This window comes from Limnohabitans sp. JirII-29 (assembly GCF_003063395.1).
GTDB lineage: Bacteria > Pseudomonadota > Gammaproteobacteria > Burkholderiales > Burkholderiaceae_C > Limnohabitans.
The window spans coordinates 107,823-123,524 of record NZ_NESB01000010.1 but is presented as its reverse complement, the minus strand read 5'-3'; the positions used below and the strand labels follow the sequence as shown (position 1 = coordinate 123,524).

Sequence of the window (15,702 nt, the reverse complement as noted above, 5' to 3'; positions counted from 1 at the left end):
GCCAGTGAGGGTGTCGGCGGCGGCGCTGCCGAGTTGGTCGACGGCGGTTTTGTTGGCCCAGGTGCCGTCGGTGGCACCAAAAATCACATAGCTGCGCCCGGTGTTGCTGCCCGCGCTGGTGCTGCTGTAAGGCGCCCCCACCAACAAGTCGGCCAAGCCGTCGCCGTTGACGTCGCCTGCGCCCGAGACGCTAAAGCCGCTTTGGTCACTGGCACATGCACCGTTGATCACAAAGCCGCCTGTGCCTGCGGCGATGTTGCTCAATTCAATGGTGCTGGTGCTGGTGGTACCCAACACCAGGTAGGTGTGCCCGGCGGTGTTGCCTGAGCTGGTGCTGCTGTAAGGCGCGCTCACCAACAAGTCGGCCAAGCCGTCGCCGTTGACATCGCCTTCGCCCGAGACGCTGTAGCCACTGGCATCCCCTGCACATATGCCGTTGATCACAAAGCCGCCTGTGCCTGCGGCGACGTTGCTCAATGCAATGGCGCTGGCTGCTGTGGTGCCCCACACCAGGTAGCTGCGTCCAGCGTTGTTGCGCGCGCTGGGGTCGCCGAAAATAGCACCTACCAGCAAGTCGGCCAAGCCGTCGCCGTTGACGTCGCCTGCGCCCGACACAGACACACCACTTCTATCGTCCGCACATGCACCATCAATCACAAAACCGCCTGTGCCTTGAGTCACATCGCTCAATTGAATGGCGTTGCTGGCGGTGGTGCCAAAGACCACATAGCTGCGCCCGGCGGTGCTGCCCGCGCTGGTGCTGCTGTAAGGCGCGCTCACCAGCAAGTCGGCCAAGCCGTCGCCGTTCACATCGCCCGCGCTCGCCACACTGACGCCACTGAGGTCGTTACTGGTTTGACCATTGATGACAAAGCCCCCTGTGCCTGCGGCGACATCGCTCAATTCAATGGCGCTGGTGGCGGTGGTGCCCCACACCACGTAACTGCGTCCCGCAGAACTCCCTGCGCTATTACTGCTAAAAGGTGCTCCCAGCAGCAGGTCGGTCAAGCCATCGCCATTGACGTCGCCTGCGCCCGACACGCTGTAGCCACTTTGATCATCCGCACATTCACCGTTGATCACAAAACCGCCGCTGCCTGCAGCCACCGTGCTCAGCTGGATGACGCTGGTGGCGGTGGTGCCAAAGACCACATAGCTCCTCCCTGCATCGTTGCCCGCACTGTAGTCGATGTTAGGAGCACCCACCAGCAAATCGGCCAAGCCGTCGCCATTGACGTCTCCTGCGCTGGACACACTGTTACCGATATTGTCATTAATGGCTTGTCCATCAATTGCAAATCCACCCGTGCCAGCAGCCACATCGCTCAATTCAATGGTACTGCTCGAGGTGGATCCAAACACCACGTAGGCTGTCCCAGCATTGTTGCCTGCGCTGCTGCTGTTAGGAGCTGCCACCAGCAAGTCGGCCAAGCCGTCGCCGTTGACGTCGCCTGCAGCCGACACGCTCCAGCCGCTCCTGTCGCCACTGGCTTGGCCATTGATCACAAAGCCGCCGGTGCCAGCGGCCACGGCGCTCAGGTCCACGCCGGTCACGGTAAGGCCCTGGCTGCTGGCCGCACTGAGGTTGCCCACCGCGTCCACGGTGTAGAGCACATAGCTGCCGTCGCTCAAGCCGCTCAAGCCCAAGGCGGTGCTGGTGTCGCTCTGCCCGATGGCCACGCTGTTCCACAAACCATCGGCCTGGCTGGTGATGTCGGCCAGCGTGCTCACACTCACGCTGCTGTTGACCAGGTAAGCGGTGCCGACCTCGGAGCTGCTGACGGTGGCGCTGGCGGTGTTGGTCAAGCTGCCCGCCGTGAGCGTGGCCGTGGGTGCCGTGCTGTCCAAGGTGATGGTCTGGGTGGTGGCGGCACTGAGGTTGCCCGCCGCGTCCACGGTGTAGAGCACGTAGCTGCCGTCGCTCAAGCCGCTCAAGCCCAAGGCGGTGCTGGTGTTGCTCTGCCCAATGGCCACGCTGTTCCACAAGCCATCGGCCTGGCTGGTGATGTCGGCCAGCGAAGTCACGCTCACGCTGCTGTTGACCAGGTAAGCGGTGCCCACCTCCGAGCTGCTGACGGTGGCGCTGGCGGTGTTGGCCACAACACTCGAACTACCCAAGGTGGCCGTGGGTGCCGTGCTGTCCAAGGTGATGGTCTGGGTGGTGGCGGCACTGAGGTTGCCCGCCGCGTCCACGGTGTAGAGCACGTAGCTGCCGTCGCTCAAGCCGCTCAAGCCCAAGGCGGTGCTGGTGTTGCTCTGCCCGATGGCCACGCTGTTCCACAAGCCATCGGCCTGGCTGGTGATGTCGGCCAGTGAACTCACGCTCACGCTGCTGTTGACCAGGTAAGCGGTGCCCACCTCCGAGCTGCTGACGGTGGCGCTGGCGGTGTTGGCCACAACATTCGAACTACCCAAGGTGGCCGTGGGTGCTGTGCTGTCCAAGGTGATGGTCTGGCTGCTGGCGGCACTGAGGTTGCCCGCTGCGTCCACGGTGTAGAGCACGTAGTTGCCGTCGCTCAAGCCGCTCAGGCTGAGGTCGGTGTCGGTGTTGCTCTGCCCGACGGCCACGCTGTTCCACAAACCATCGGCCTGGCTGGTGATGTCGGCCAGTGAACTCACACTCACGCTGCTGCTGACGAGGTAAGCGGTGCCCACCTCTGAACTGCTGACGCTGGCGCTGCTGGTGGTGTCGGCAAAGATGCCGGGGGTGAGGACAGCCGTGGGTGCCGTGCTGTCCAAGGTGATGGTCTGGGTGGTGGCGGCACTGAGGTTGCCCACCGCGTCCACGGTGTAGAGCACATAGCTGCCGTCGCTCAAGCCGCTCAAGCCCAAGGCAGTGCTGGTGTTGCTCTGCCCGATGGCCACGCTGTTCCACAAGCCATCGGCCTGGCTGGTGATGTCGGCCAGCGAAGTCACGCTCACGCTGCTGTTGACGAGGTAAGCGGTGCCCACCTCCGAGCTGCTGACGGTGGCGCTGGCGGTGTTGGCCACAACACTCGAACTACCCAAGGTGGCCGTGGGGGCGGTGGTGTCGATGGTGGGTGTCGATGTTGCACCATTCGATGAATGGCCAGCGGCGAAAAAGATCAACCCAAAGATCACCACCGGGGCAGCGTCACGAAATTCAAACGCACTCGATGCCACTGGCGTTTCAAAGGTGAGGGTTGGCAATACCCCGTCTTCTTCAAGGCTTGCAAGCTGCTGGCTGCCAGACCACCAAGTACGTTCTGTTCCTAACAATTTTTGTAACAGATCGTGAGGGGATGGCTGTGCTTGTAGATCAAACGGTACGACTGCCAGCAAGGCCTCTTTGACCTGTTCTTCATGGCTGTCATCCGCTGGAGCTTCAACGTTGGCAGTTGGGTCAGGGTTGCTGGTGTCATCAGCTTGTATTGTGTTGAGCGTCCCAGGGGCGACTTTGCGCACACGCTTTGATGCGACTTTAGGCACCTTGGTGAGGGTGACGTTTGTTTGTGGTGATGCCTGAACGTACGAAAAATAAGCGTACGAATCGATAGATAACTCTTTGGTTAATTTGAAATATTTTGATACAACCAAATATTTATTCATAGATTAGTGTGCTCCTAAAAACAAAACATATGAACTAATAAATAATCAATTCCACTCTGGTAAAAATGTTTATTAATATAAATTTTTCAAAATAAAAATATAAATAAATATTAATATTTATTTATATAAATGATCTTATGGCGTTTTTTTAAGTAAAAAGTTTTCATGAAATTGCGCTGTCGCAGACAAGGCGCGTCCGCGCCGCTTGATCAAGCACAGGGTTCGGGAGATGGGCTGGTCGCTCAGAGGCACGCTGGCCAGATAGATCAAAATTCATGCGGTTGACGCACCAGTGGCGGAGATATTTGCATTACGAGACTGTTGGGATCTTTCATAATTCGCCCCAATCAAGAAAGGTGCCTTCCATGAACGATGTGAAAAAACCAAGCACTGCATTGCACGAAGCGGAACTCACCACCCTCGGCACCCGTGCCTTTCAAGGGCTGGGCTTGCCCCTGGCCGATGCTCAAGAAGTGGCCCGCGTGTTGGTGATGGCCGATTTGTTTGGCCTGTCTACCCATGGTTTGAGCCGTGTGGAGTCGTATGGCGAGCGCTTGCTGCTCAAAGGCATCAAGGCGGAGCCGCATATCACGGTCGAGCGCGTGGCACCTGCCATGGTGCGGGTGGATGGCGACAACGGCGTGGGCCCGGTGGTGGGCATGCGCTCGCTCAAGGCGGCCATGGAAGTGGCCCGCGAATGTGGCGTGGGCATTGCATTCGCTCGCGGCAGCAACCACTTTGGCCCCATTTCACCGTATTCGTTGATTGCCGCTGAAGCAGGTTTCGCCAGCATCATTGGCAGCAACGCCACCACCACGATTGCACCTTGGGGTGGCAGCGATGCACGCTTGGGCAACAGCCCGATTGGTTTTGGCGTGCCGCACCCGGGCGGTCAACCCTTCTTGCTCGACATGGCCATGAGCGTGGTGGCGCGTGCCAAGATTCGCAATGCGTTCAAGCGTGGCGAGTCGATTCCCGACACCTGGGCCACCGACAAAGAAGGCCGTGCCACCACCGACCCCAAAGCCGCATTGGACGGTTTCTTGCAACCCGTGGGTGGGCACAAAGGCTACGGTCTGGCGCTGTTGGTGGACTTGTTTGCAGGTCTGCTCTCCAACGCGGCTTACTTGACGCATGTGAAGTCGTGGGTCGATGCGCCCGACGAGCCGCAGAACCTGGGCCATTTCTTCATCCTGATCGACACCCAGCGCTTGGGCTCGAGCGAGTGGCTGGCCCAGCGCATGAGCGACTTTGCCGCCATCTTGCATGACAGCCCACCGGTCGAAGCCGACAAGCCCGTGCTGGTGCCCGGCCAAATTGAACTGGCCAAAATGGAACGCCAGCGTCGCGAGGGCGTGGTGCTTGACCCGGCTGTGTTGGCCTTGCTCTACAAGTACGCTGCTGTGGCCCCTTGAGTCATCCGCCTGAAAACAACAACTCAGAAAGAGACAAACATGACACGCTTCGTTCCTGTGTTGACATCGTTACTTGCCTTGATGGGTTCAGCCCACGCGCAATCTGACTACCCCAACAAACCTATTCGCATGGTCGTGCCTTATGTGGCTGGAGGTGCGGCAGACATCACGGCACGTGTAATTGGGCAAAAAATGTCCGAAAGTTTGGGCCAGTCGGTGATCATCGACAACAAGCCCGGTGCCAACGGCATGCTGGGGACCGACTTTGTGGCCAAGGCTGCGCCCGATGGCTACACCTTGTTGCTCACGGCCAGCGGGCCCATTGTGGTCAACCCTGTGCTCTATGCCAAGGTGCCTTACGACGCCGTGAATGACTTGGCCCCTGTGAGCCAAATCACCAGCTACCAATATGCGGTGGCGGTGCCTGCCGCGTCACCGATTCAAAACATGCGCGATCTGGTGGCCCTGGCCAAAGCCAAACCCAAAGAAGTCAGCTACGGCTCCACGGGCATTGGTGGCGGTGGTCACTTGGCGGGTGAGCTGCTGAGTCAAATCACGGGCACGCAAATGATCCACGTTCCCTACAAAGGCGCAGCACCGGCCCTGGCCGATTTGTTGGGTGGGCAACTCACCTTCACCTTCGAGCCTGTGGTCACCGCAGGACCGATGGTCAAAGCCGGCAAGCTGCGAGCCTTTGCGGTGTCCGGCTCCCGACGTGCGGCCAGCCTGCCGCAGTTGCCCACGCTCAACGAGCTGGGGTTCACGGGCTTCAACATCACCCAGTTCCAGGGGGTGTTTGCACCTGCCAAAACCGACCCCGCCATCATTGCGCGCTTGCATCAAGAAATCGTCAAAGCCAGCAAGTCCATCGACGCCAATCGTCGTCTCGTGGACGAGGGAGGCAACGAAATCATTGCCAGCTCGCCGGCCGAGTTTGCGCGTCTGGTCAAATCTGACTTGGCCTTGTATGGCAAGCTGATCAAAGACGCGGGCATCAAGCCCGAGTGAGACCCTAGATATGTGTAGGAGTGCGAGATGTACCAAGTCGATGTGTTGATTCAAGGCTTTCCCGGCCGCGCCGTGTGCCACGGTGGCTTGGGCTGGAGCACCATCACGTTGTTGCGTGGCGAAGGCCGTGTGATCTTGTTGGATGTGGGCGCCTTTGGCGTGCGCAAGCCCTTGGCCAAACAACTGCAAGCGCACGGTGTGCGCGCGCAAGACGTGACCGATGTGGTGCTGACCCACGCCCACTACGACCATGCGGTCAACTTCACCTTGTTTCCCAATGCCACCGTGTGGATTGGCGACGCCGAGCTCACCTGGGCGGCCAGCGAACCGGCGGGCTTCAACCCCTTGCCCGAGTTGTATGTGCGCGAGTTGTGCCAGTCACCACGCGTCCAGCGCATCCAAGCGGGCGACGCCTTTTTGCCGGGCTTTGAAGCCTTGGCAGCGCCGGGCCACACCCCTGGGCATTTGATTTTTGTCTTGCATGGCAACCAGGTGCCCATTGTGTTCACGGGAGACGCGGCGAAGAACCGTGCCGAGTTGTTGTCGCGCAGCGTGGCCGACAGCGACGACATGGCCGACAGCATCAGCACCCTGAACCTCATTTGGGATTGCTGGCGCGCCAAGCCCGGCACGCTGCTCATCCCCGGTCACGACCTCACCATGGTGCTCGACGCTTCGGGCGAGCCGCAGTACATCGGCCAGCGTGAAGCCTCCATTGCCGCCTGGTTTTCCGAGACCCTGGAGCAGTCCACCACCATCGACTTGTGCGCCAATGCGGGCACCGGTTTGTTCACCGATTTGGTGGCGCGTTGAGCGCTGCCTGACTTCCTTCTTTCACTGCCATCACCACCACCACTACCATGTCTTACAGCCCCGCTTTGCTTGCTGAATTTGCACCCACCGGCGTCTTGCGCGCCTCCATCAACCTGGGCAACCCGATCCTGGCCAATGCTGGCGCAGACGGTCAACCCTTTGGCGTGTCCATTGACTTGGCGCGTGGCTTTGCCAAGCACCTGGGCCTTCCCCTTGACCTCGTGGTGTTTGACGCCGCAGGCAAGTCGGTTGATGCCGTGACGAACGAGCGAGCCGACTTTGGTTTCTTTGCGGTCGATCCGGTGCGGGGTGCAGGCCTCCACTTCACGGCGCCCTATGTGTTGATCGAAGGCAGCTACATGGTGCCCGAGGCATCTGCCATTCACAGCAACGACCAAGTGGACAACGCGGGCGTGCGCGTGGTGGTGGGCAAGGGCAGTGCGTATGACCTGTACCTCACGCGTGAGCTGAAACACGCCACCATCGTGCGTGCGTCCACATCGCCCACGGTGGTGGATACCTTTTTGGCCCAGGGCTGTGAAGTGGCGGCAGGCGTCAAACAGCAACTCGAAGCCGATGCGCTGCGTGTGCCTGGGATGCGCTTGTTGCCGGGTCGCTTCATGGTGATTCAGCAGGCCATGGGCTTGCCCAAGAGCCGCAGCCCCGAAGCCGTGGCTGTGCTGCGCGCCTATGTGGAAGACATGAAGCACAGCGGCTTTGTGGCCGAGGCGCTGCAACGCCACGGCATTCAAGGGGCTTCGGTCGCACCTGCGGCGTGATGCCGTGAATTCCTGGGGCTAACCCCAGGCGTTGTCGGCACCTCAGGGCTTGGCTTGGCGACAAAAACTGTATACACTTCGTGTCACCTGTCGCAGCGGAGCAGGGCACGGTATGTAGCACACATGCATGGCCCCTTGTTCGCGACCCTTGAGTCATTCACAGTGCCCGCGGTGGTGAATGATCCCTTCTCGCCAATTGACTGGGGTGACATGGACGCGTATTTACTGGATTGGGCCAACCTGCTGCTGCGTTGGGTGCATGTGATCACGGCGATCGCATGGATTGGTTCCTCGTTCTATTTTGTTTTTCTCGACAACAACCTGATCAAACCGACGTCGCCTGACCTGCTCGAAAAAGGCGTGGACGGTGCCATGTGGGCGGTCCACGGTGGGGGGTTTTACAACCCCCAAAAGTACATGGTGGCGCCCAAGAAGATCCACACCAAGCTGCATTGGTTTTACTGGGAGGCCTACACCACGTGGTTGACCGGCTTCTCGCTGTTCACCGTGCTCTACCTATGGAATGCAGGCACCTTTTTGATCGACAAGTCCTTGATGGAGTGGTCGCCTGCACAAGCCATCACCGCAGCGTTGAGCTTTTTGGTGGTGTTCTGGTTGATCTACGACACCGTGAGTCGTGTGTTTGGTTTCCGCGAAAACGGTGAGCGTATCGTCGGCGCCATCATGATGGGGGTGGTGGCGTTTGCAGCCTGGGCGGCATGCCACTTGTTTGCAGGCCGTGCAGCCTTCTTGCTGGTGGGGGCCATGATTGCCACGGCCATGAGCGCTAACGTGTTCTTTTGGATTATCCCCGGCCAACGCAAGGTGGTGGCCGCCATGACCTCTGGCGTGGCGATGGACCCCAAAGAGTTGGCCATGCATGGCAAGCGCGGCAAGCAACGCAGCGTGCACAACACCTATTTCACGCTGCCGGTGATTTTTGCCATGCTGAGCAACCACTACAGCTTCTTGTACACCCACGAATACCACTGGGTGGTGTTGGTGTTGATGATGTTGGCAGGTGCCTTGATTCGCCAGTTCTTTGTGCAACGTCACGGCTACCACTTGGGCCGAGCCAGCAACCCCTTGCCCTTCGCCATCGCTGGTGTGGTGGTGCTGTTGGGCGTGATTGTGTGGTTGCGTCCAGCACCCACGGCCAACGCCAGCGCAGCCTCGGCTGCTCCTATGACATTTGCCCAAGTCAGCCAAGTGTTTGAGCAACGCTGCTACATGTGCCACGGAGCCCAGGTGCAAATGAAAAACGTACGCTTTGACACCGCCGACGGTGTGAAACAGCACGCACTCAACATTTACCAACAAGCCGTGGTGTTGCGGGTGATGCCCATGAACAACGCCACCGGCATCACCGAAGAAGAGCGCGGCTTGATCAAGCGTTGGTACGAGGCGGGTGCCAAGACTGAGTGAGTTTGGTCTAGGCTGGCTTTTGACCGTTTCATACGCGGGTCTTCTTTTTATACAACGCTCCAAAGTATTACTCTGTAGAATTCGGTAACACTTTGGAGCAAAGTCCATGTCCACCACCCTGACCGTCAAAGGCCAAGTCACCATTCCTAAGCAAATTCGCGATGCGCTGAATTTGCAGCCTGGCAGCTTGGTCGACTTCGCCGTCAACCGCGATGGCGAGGTGGTGTTGCACAAAGCCCCGCAAAAAAACAAACGCAAGCTTGACCGGTTCGAAGCGGCTCGCGGCAAAGCCGATGTGGCTTGGCGCACCCAAGACCTGATGGCTTTGTTGCGCGGCGACGCCTGAATGCTGGTTGATACCAACGTCTTGGTCGACGTGTTGCAAAACGACCCAGATTGGGTGGACTGGTCCATTGCTCAGTTGCGCGCACAGTCGCAGATCCATCGCCTGATCATCAACCCGATCATTTATGCCGAGCTGTCGTTGACGTTTTCAAGCGTCGAAGCCCTGGACCGCGTGCTGGCCGATATGGTGTTGCCCGTGGTTGAAGTTCCCAAGCCCGCCTTGTTTTTAGCAGGCAAAGCGTTTGTACAGTACCGTCGCCGTGGTGGACAAAAAAGCAATGTGCTGGCTGATTTTTTCATTGGCGCGCATGCAGCGGTGGCCCGACTGCCCGTGCTCACCCGAGACGCGCAGCGCTACCAAAGTTACTTTCCAAGCGTTCGTTTGGTGACGCCGGAGATGAAGTGATGCGTTTGTGGCAACGTGCCGTCTTGGCAGTTTTTCTGTACGGGTCTCTGGCGCTTGTTCATGCAGGCGAAGTGAACGTGGCCGTGGCTGCCAACTTCACCGCCCCGATGCAAAAAATTGCACAAGCGTTTACGCAAGACACAGGGCACACCGCCTTGCTGGCGTTTGGTGCCACGGGCAAGTTCTACGCGCAAATCAAACACGGTGCGCCGTTTCAGGTGCTGCTGGCGGCTGACGACGAAACACCCGCCAAGCTGGTGGCCGAGGGTAGAGGCCAAGCAGGCACTGTGTTCACCTATGCCACCGGGCGCTTGGCCTTGTGGAGCAAACAAGTGGGCGTGGTGGATGACCAGGGCCGGGTCTTGCATGGGCCCTTGTCGCAGCAGCCCCAAGTCAAGCTGGCCCTGGCCGATCCGAGGTTGGCACCCTATGGTGCAGCCGCTGTGCAAACCTTGATCCAGCTCGGTGCCTGGCCCCGCTGGCAAAGCCACGTGGTGCAGGGCGAGAACATTGCGCAGACCTACCAATTTGTCGCCACCGAAAACGCGCTGCTCGGTTTTGTGGCCTTGTCGCAGGTGTGGGTTGAGGGCCGCGTGAGCCAAGGCTCAGCGTGGGTTGTGCCACAGCAACTGCATGAACCGCTGCGCCAAGACGCGGTGCTGTTGCAAGGGGGCAAAGACCACCCCGTAGCGCTGGCCTTGATGGCGTATTTGAAGGGCGAACGGGCCAAGGCCATCATTCGCGCTTACGGGTACGAGGTCTGAAGCGTGTGAGGTTGAAAGCATCGCCATGAATTTCTCCCCCGACGATTACAAAGCCGTGTGGCTCACGCTGCAGCTCGCCACAGCCACCACGCTGTTGCTGTTGCTGTTGGCCACGCCGCTGGCGTGGTGGTTGGCGCGTAGCCGTTCGGTGTGGCGCACACCGGTCAGTGCGGTGGTGGCCTTGCCCTTGGTCTTGCCACCCACGGTGCTGGGTTTTTATTTGCTGGTGGCTTTGGGGCCGCACGGGCCGGTGGGGCAGTTCACGCAGTGGGCGGGGTGGGGCAGCTTGGCCTTTAGCTTCACGGGCTTGTTGTTGGGCTCGGTGATTTATTCTTTACCGTTTGCGGTGCAGCCTTTGCAACATGCTTTTGAGGCCATGGGCACGAGGCCCATGGAAGTGGCGGCCACCTTGCGCGCCAGTCCGTGGGATGCGTTCTTCAGTGTCGCCGTGCCTCTGGCGCGCCCTGGCTTTGTCACGGCGGCCATTCTGAGTTTTGCCCACACGGTGGGTGAATTTGGCGTGGTGTTGATGATTGGCGGCAACATTCCCGACAAAACCCGCGTTGTCTCCACGCAAATCTATGGTCACGTCGAAGCCATGCAGTACGACCAGGCACACAGTCTGGCGGGGCTCATGCTGGTGTTTTCGTTTGTGGTGTTGATGGCGGTGGCGTGGTTCAACCAACGTGGCAGTCGGGTGACACCATGAGTGCTCAGCTTCATGTGCGCGTGCAATTGCCGCGTGTTGATTTTTCGCTGGATGTGGATGTTCGCTTGCCCGCCCACGGCATCACAGCGGTGTACGGCGTCTCGGGATCGGGCAAAACCAGTTTGTTGCGCGCGGTGGCGGGCCTGGAGCCTCAGGCGCGTGGTCGCGTGGATCTGGCCGGCCAGGTGTGGCAAGACGATGCACAAGGCATTCGTTTGCCTACCCACCAACGCCCAGTAGGCTATGTGTTTCAAGAAGCCAGCTTGTTTGAGCACCTGGACGTACAGGGCAATCTGAGCTTTGGTCTGCGCCGCAGCGCGGGTCAACCACACACCCTGGATGCCGCCATTGCCTTGCTGGGGATTGGCGGTTTGCTCAAGCGCCGTGTGCAACAACTCTCAGGCGGTGAGCGCCAGCGTGTGGCCATTGCCCGTGCTTTGGCGACGCAGCCTGCCTTGCTGTTGCTGGACGAACCCTTGGCTGCGCTCGACGCTGCTAGGCGGCAGGACATCTTGCCGTGGCTGGAAAAGTTGCGCGATGAATTGCAACTGCCCATGCTGTATGTCACCCACGCCATGGACGAAGTGGCGCGTTTGGCCGACACCATGCTGCTGATGCACCAAGGCCGTGTGCAGGCGGTGGGGCCCGTGTCTGAGGTGCTCGCAGGCAGCGATGCGGCGCTGATGTTGGGTGACGATGTGGGCGCTTTGTTAGACGCCCATGTGCAGGCCTTGGATACCACGTGGCACTTGGCACAAGTAGGCTTTGACGGTGGGGCCATGTGGTTGCGCGATACCGGCTTGGTGCTGGGACAGCGGGTGCGCCTGCGTGTGTTGGCGCGCGACGTGAGCATCAACGTGCAGGCCGCCACAGGCACCAGCATTCAAAACCATGTGCCGGGCGTGGTGCAGTCGTTGACGCCAGACCTCCACCCCTCTCAGGTCTTGGTACGCGTGGCCTGCGGACCGTCGGTGCTGGTGGCGCGTGTCACCGCACGGGCGGTGCACGAGTTGGACCTGACCGTTGGGCAAACTGTGTGGGCGCAGGTCAAGTCGGTGGCCTTGGTCAAGTAGCGCGACCAGACGCGGCGCGTGCGCGGGGTGCATGCACGATCTCTTGAAACATCTGTTTGAGTTGCGCGCTCAGCGGTGACTCGGTGCGTGACTTCATGGTGACCCAACCAAAGCGTGCTTTGGCGTTGAGCGCTGGCACCATGGGCAGCTCCACCAAATCAGGCGCGGCGCTGCGAATGGCCAGCACCACCGCATCGCTGTGACGGGCCACGTCCAGCAGGCTTGAAATTTCTTCGCAGCGCAAATTCACCAGTGCATCGGGGTGGGCTGTTGGGCCGTAGCGCTCCATCAAGATGCGGGCCACCTCGTCGCTCAACGGAGTCGATGCCACGGGGTAATCACACACCATGTCGAGGCTCACCTTGCGTCGCTTGGCCAGCGGATGGCCTTTGCGACACATGAAGGCGCCGTCGATTTCTTGCACCAGCTCAACGTGCAGGTCGGTGGCGGGTTTGAGTGACCGTATGTCAATCACCAGTGCATCCAAGCGGCGTTCGCGCAAGGACTGAATCAATAACTCCGTGCTGCCGCGTGAAATATCGATCTGCGCTTTGGGGTGTTCATGCGCCATGTGCATGAGCAGTGGTGTCATCAACAACGCGCCCGGGCCAGACCCCAAGCCAATGCGCACCTGGCCGATCTCACCCTTGAGCAAGCGTTGTCCGGTTTGGCGCAGCTCATGCGCGCCATCGACCAAGTGTTGTGCATGCTGCACGATGTGTTGGCCAAAGGCGGTCAGCTCGTTCTTTCGGCCAATGCGGTCGAACAAAGCTTGCCCCAGTTCGTCCTCCAGCGACTTGATGCTGCGACTCAGCGCAGGTTGCGTCAGGTGCAGCTTGTCGGCGGTTTTGCTGAACGAGCCTTGGCGGGCCAGCTCGATCAAGTGTTTGAGTTGAACCAGGGTCATGGTTGCATCCATTCATGCATTTAAATTATGGAAATCAATACAACAATGCATTGGACATTATATTTTTGCATTTCTACGATCAGCCCATCACACCACCCATGTCACCACCCAAGGAGTTGACACATGCCTTTCACACTTCGCCGTTTGTTCCCGCTGTTGGCCAGTTTGTTGATGAGTGGCGCCGTGTTGGCGCAGGCCTACCCCACCAAACCCGTGACCTTGATGGTGCCGTACCCGGCGGGCGGTTTGTCAGACGTGATCGCACGCACGGTCAACACCACCTTGGCGAAAAACTTTGGTCAACCCGTGATCGTGGAAAACTTAGGCGGCGTGAGCGGTGCCATTGCAGCCCAGAAGGTATTGAACTCACCGTCTGACGGGCAAATCATTTTTCAGGGCTCGCCCAACGAACTGATCTTGTCGCCTCTGGCCAATGCGGCGGTGAAGTTCAAGAGCGAAGACTTCCGCCTGGTGCAAATGATTGCCACCGCACAAATTGCCTTTTTGGCGCGCAAAGATTTGCCCGTCAACAACGTGGATGAGTTTGTGGACTACGCCCGAAAAATGGCCAAAGAAGGCAAGCCCATCACCTACGCCAGCGTGGGGCCGGGTTCGTTTTATCACCTGCTGGGTGAGCATTTGTCCAAGGTCACCCACATCGAGATGACCCATGTGCCCTACAAAGGCGCGGCACCCGCCAACCAAGATTTGTTGGGCGGCCAGGTGGATATCTTTTTGGCTCCCTTTGGCAAGGCTTATGACGAGTTGGCCAAACAAGGCAAGCTGAAAATTTTGGCCATGCTCAACAGCGAGCGTTTGGAGGGCGTCAAAGACTATCCCGCCATCACCGAGAGCAAAGCGCTCAAGACCTTCACCTTCACCATCTGGACCGGTTACTTTGTGAAAAAAGACACGCCAGAGCCCATCGTTCAAACCATCCACAAAGCCATCACCGAGTCGTTGACCGACCCTGCCGTGCGCAGCGGCTTAGAAGCCAACAGCCAATTGGTAGCGAAGCCTTTGTCGCTGATGGCGGTGGACAAAGCGTATGTGGATGGCACGGCCCAGTTCCGCGCCATCGCCAAGTCGATCAACTTGCAGCCGCAGTGACATGAGTTATTTGCGTGATGCCTTGGTGGACCGCATGGGCGAGTTCATCCAACTGCGACGTGACATCCACAGTCACCCCGAACTCGCCTATGCCGAGCACCGAACCGCTGACCTGGTGGCCAGCAAGCTCAAGAGCTGGGGCTACGCGGTACACCGTGGCTTGGGCGGCACAGGCGTGGTGGGCACCTTGCAGCGCGGGCACAGTGCGCGCCGCTTGGGCCTGCGCGCCGACATGGATGCCTTGCCCATCGAAGAAGCCACTGGGCTGGCCTGGGCCAGTGCCAACCCGGGCGTGATGCACGCCTGCGGCCACGATGGTCACACGGCCATCTTGCTGGCGGCGGCCAAAACCATTGCAGACGATGTGAACTTTGACGGCACCTTGCATCTGATTTTTCAACCCGCAGAAGAAGGCGGTGGTGGCGCCTTGCGCATGATCGAAGACGGTTTGTTTGAACAACACCCGTGTGATGCGGTGTTTGCCATGCACAACATGCCGGGTGTGCCCACAGGCCACTTGGTGCTCCGTGACGGACCAGCCATGGCGTCGAGCGACTACGTGACCATCCGCGTCAACGGACAAGGTGGCCACGGTGCCATGCCGCACCGCGCCGCAGACCCGCTGGTGGCCGCATCGTCCATCGTCATGGCTTTGCAAACCGTGGTGTCGCGCAATGTGGACCCGCAGCACACCGCCGTGGTCACGGTGGGCGCGTTTCACGCAGGAGTCGCCAACAACGTCATACCCGCTCAAGCCACGTTAGAGCTGAGCGTGCGTGCGCTCGATCCGCAGGTGCGCCAATTGCTGGAGCAGCGCATCAAAGCTTTGGTGATGGCTCAGGCCGAGAGCTTTGGCGTCAGCGCCGAGGTGGATTGGAAGCCCGGCTATTGCGTGCTGGTCAACACCGAAGCAGAAACCCAGTTTGCGCGTCGTGTGGCACTCAAGTTGCGCGGTGAGGCCGGTGTCACTCTCAATGGCCCCGCGTTGACCGGCAGCGAAGACTTTGCCTTCATGCTGCAACGCGTGCCTGGCAGCTATGTGCTGATTGGCAATGGCGACGGTGACTCTGCGGGCGCGTGCATGGTGCACAACCCAGCGTATGACTTCAACGACGACAACATTGCCATTGGCGCTTCTTATTGGGCATTGCTTGTTCAGGAGTTTTTTGCCCACTAGAATGAATTAACCATCGACCTTGTGTCGACGTGTCATCGGGAGAGACTGCCCCTGTTTCACAGGGCAGCGCCGAAGGAGCAACCGCCCCGGAAACTCTCAGGCAAAAGGACCGATGACATGCAAATCTCTGAAGAGCGTTTGGCGTATTCGTCCGCCAATCCACCGAAGGAGCAAACCAGCACCGCGCGTGCTGCGTGAATC

General features: G+C 59.4%; 14 protein-coding genes and 1 riboswitch. Of the genes, 12 read left to right on the top strand and 2 right to left on the bottom strand.

Annotated features, from left to right (window positions below; translation table 11 throughout):
• The coding region (locus B9Z39_RS14760) for an S-layer family protein (RefSeq protein WP_108302217.1) at positions 1-3,171 on the bottom strand (3,171 nt) is incomplete at its 3' end.
• A gap of 764 nt (positions 3,172-3,935) precedes the next feature.
• Here B9Z39_RS14760 and B9Z39_RS14755 point away from each other — a divergent pair.
• From B9Z39_RS14755 to modC, 10 genes are all read left to right on the top strand, one after another.
• Positions 3,936-4,985 (top strand): Ldh family oxidoreductase, encoded by a 1,050-nt coding sequence (locus B9Z39_RS14755; RefSeq protein WP_100147792.1) that lies wholly within the window; start codon positions 3,936-3,938, stop codon positions 4,983-4,985.
• A gap of 39 nt (positions 4,986-5,024) precedes the next feature.
• Complete coding sequence (locus tag B9Z39_RS14750) at positions 5,025-5,993, top strand: tripartite tricarboxylate transporter substrate binding protein (protein ID WP_108302216.1); 969 nt, start codon at positions 5,025-5,027, stop codon at positions 5,991-5,993.
• A 27-nt stretch (positions 5,994-6,020) separates the two neighbouring features.
• The gene (locus B9Z39_RS14745; RefSeq protein WP_100147794.1) at positions 6,021-6,806 is read left to right on the top strand and encodes an MBL fold metallo-hydrolase; all 786 of its coding nucleotides are present in this window, start codon (positions 6,021-6,023) and stop codon (positions 6,804-6,806) included.
• Positions 6,807-6,853: 47 nt separating this feature from the next.
• Positions 6,854-7,585, top strand: a complete 732-nt coding sequence (locus tag B9Z39_RS14740) for an ABC transporter substrate-binding protein (protein WP_108302215.1) — start codon at positions 6,854-6,856, stop codon at positions 7,583-7,585.
• Positions 7,586-7,795: 210 nt separating this feature from the next.
• A complete protein-coding gene (locus B9Z39_RS14735; RefSeq protein ID WP_108302230.1) occupies positions 7,796-9,010 on the top strand; it encodes a urate hydroxylase PuuD in 1,215 nt (404 codons plus the stop codon).
• Between the two features lie 106 nt (positions 9,011-9,116).
• Positions 9,117-9,356, top strand: a complete 240-nt coding sequence (locus B9Z39_RS14730; RefSeq protein WP_100147797.1) for an AbrB/MazE/SpoVT family DNA-binding domain-containing protein — start codon at positions 9,117-9,119, stop codon at positions 9,354-9,356.
• Positions 9,357-9,761 carry a type II toxin-antitoxin system VapC family toxin gene (locus tag B9Z39_RS14725; RefSeq protein ID WP_108302214.1) on the top strand — a complete coding sequence of 135 codons (405 nt, stop codon included), beginning with the start codon at positions 9,357-9,359 and terminating at the stop codon, positions 9,759-9,761. It abuts the gene before it with no gap.
• Positions 9,761-10,525, top strand: coding sequence for a molybdate ABC transporter substrate-binding protein (gene modA, locus B9Z39_RS14720; protein WP_108302213.1), 765 nt, complete (start codon positions 9,761-9,763; stop codon positions 10,523-10,525). The genes B9Z39_RS14725 and modA overlap by 1 nt, the downstream gene beginning before the upstream one ends.
• A 25-nt stretch (positions 10,526-10,550) precedes the next feature.
• Complete coding sequence (modB, locus tag B9Z39_RS14715) at positions 10,551-11,234, top strand: molybdate ABC transporter permease subunit (protein ID WP_108302212.1); 684 nt, start codon at positions 10,551-10,553, stop codon at positions 11,232-11,234.
• Complete coding sequence (gene modC / locus B9Z39_RS14710; protein ID WP_108302211.1) at positions 11,231-12,307, top strand: molybdenum ABC transporter ATP-binding protein; 1,077 nt, start codon at positions 11,231-11,233, stop codon at positions 12,305-12,307. The genes modB and modC overlap by 4 nt, the downstream gene beginning before the upstream one ends.
• Here the strand turns inward: modC and B9Z39_RS14705 are convergent.
• Positions 12,300-13,214 carry a LysR family transcriptional regulator gene (locus B9Z39_RS14705; protein ID WP_108302229.1) on the bottom strand — a complete coding sequence of 305 codons (915 nt, stop codon included), beginning with the start codon at positions 13,212-13,214 and terminating at the stop codon, positions 12,300-12,302. The genes modC and B9Z39_RS14705 overlap by 8 nt on opposite strands.
• A gap of 123 nt (positions 13,215-13,337) precedes the next feature.
• Between B9Z39_RS14705 and B9Z39_RS14700 the strand changes: the two genes are divergently transcribed.
• On the top strand, positions 13,338-14,324 hold the full coding sequence (locus B9Z39_RS14700; protein ID WP_108302210.1) for a tripartite tricarboxylate transporter substrate binding protein: 987 nt from the start codon (positions 13,338-13,340) through the stop codon (positions 14,322-14,324).
• Between the two features lies 1 nt (position 14,325).
• On the top strand, positions 14,326-15,501 hold the full coding sequence (locus tag B9Z39_RS14695; RefSeq protein WP_108302209.1) for a M20 aminoacylase family protein: 1,176 nt from the start codon (positions 14,326-14,328) through the stop codon (positions 15,499-15,501).
• A 26-nt stretch (positions 15,502-15,527) separates the two neighbouring features.
• A riboswitch (glycine riboswitch) is annotated at positions 15,528-15,623 on the top strand.
• The last annotated feature ends 79 nt before the right edge of the window (positions 15,624-15,702 follow it).

Excerpts from the sequence above, each read along its gene's own strand:
- modA (WP_108302213.1), top strand. The coding sequence starts at position 9,761 with ATGCGTTTGTGGCAACGTGCCGTCTTGGCAGTTTTTCTGTACGGGTCT.
- B9Z39_RS14745 (WP_100147794.1), top strand. The coding sequence starts at position 6,021 with ATGTACCAAGTCGATGTGTTGATTCAAGGCTTTCCCGGCCGCGCCGTG.
- B9Z39_RS14705 (WP_108302229.1), bottom strand. The coding sequence starts at position 13,214 with ATGACCCTGGTTCAACTCAAACACTTGATCGAGCTGGCCCGCCAAGGC.
- B9Z39_RS14695 (WP_108302209.1), top strand. The coding sequence starts at position 14,326 with ATGAGTTATTTGCGTGATGCCTTGGTGGACCGCATGGGCGAGTTCATC.
- B9Z39_RS14740 (WP_108302215.1), top strand. The coding sequence starts at position 6,854 with ATGTCTTACAGCCCCGCTTTGCTTGCTGAATTTGCACCCACCGGCGTC.
- B9Z39_RS14725 (WP_108302214.1), top strand. The coding sequence starts at position 9,357 with ATGCTGGTTGATACCAACGTCTTGGTCGACGTGTTGCAAAACGACCCA.
- B9Z39_RS14755 (WP_100147792.1), top strand. The coding sequence starts at position 3,936 with ATGAACGATGTGAAAAAACCAAGCACTGCATTGCACGAAGCGGAACTC.
- B9Z39_RS14730 (WP_100147797.1), top strand. The coding sequence starts at position 9,117 with ATGTCCACCACCCTGACCGTCAAAGGCCAAGTCACCATTCCTAAGCAA.
- B9Z39_RS14700 (WP_108302210.1), top strand. The coding sequence starts at position 13,338 with ATGCCTTTCACACTTCGCCGTTTGTTCCCGCTGTTGGCCAGTTTGTTG.
- B9Z39_RS14750 (WP_108302216.1), top strand. The coding sequence starts at position 5,025 with ATGACACGCTTCGTTCCTGTGTTGACATCGTTACTTGCCTTGATGGGT.
- modC (WP_108302211.1), top strand. The coding sequence starts at position 11,231 with ATGAGTGCTCAGCTTCATGTGCGCGTGCAATTGCCGCGTGTTGATTTT.
- modB (WP_108302212.1), top strand. The coding sequence starts at position 10,551 with ATGAATTTCTCCCCCGACGATTACAAAGCCGTGTGGCTCACGCTGCAG.
- B9Z39_RS14735 (WP_108302230.1), top strand. The coding sequence starts at position 7,796 with ATGGACGCGTATTTACTGGATTGGGCCAACCTGCTGCTGCGTTGGGTG.